This is a genomic window from Pseudoalteromonas sp. NBT06-2 (assembly GCF_002276045.1).
In the GTDB taxonomy this organism is placed as follows: Bacteria; Pseudomonadota; Gammaproteobacteria; order Enterobacterales; family Alteromonadaceae; genus Pseudoalteromonas.
Genome location: NZ_NQMR01000380.1, coordinates 1 through 338 on the forward strand (window position 1 = coordinate 1; position 338 = coordinate 338).

Below are 338 nucleotides of genomic sequence, written 5' to 3' on the forward strand. Positions count from 1 at the left end.
ACAGACGATACCTTCGCAGTGCATTGGATGCTGACAACAAGGGCAAATACGGACTGCTTTGGGTTTGTCTTTTTTCTCAGGTATTGTCCAGCTTTTGGTATTCATGAGTAATATCTGAATACGTTGGCGTAATTTATGTGCATTGCCGCGCAAATAGCCACAATCTCTTACACGTTGTAGTCCTTTGGGTAATACATGTTGCAAGATAAGCCATAAAAATTTGAGTACGGGTAATGTGCGTGTTGCCGTTTTTTTTGTTTGGCTGTCTTGGTATTTAAAGGTAACGGTATTGTTGTCATAAGCGGTGATGTCATTATCAGATAACACACCGCGATATA

1 protein-coding gene is annotated in these 338 nt (G+C 40.5%); it reads right to left on the reverse strand.

Features of this window, described 5'->3' with window-relative positions; translation table 11 throughout:
- Positions 1-338: transposase (locus CJF42_RS26180; RefSeq protein ID WP_170940792.1), on the reverse strand; the 338-nt coding region annotated here is incomplete at both ends.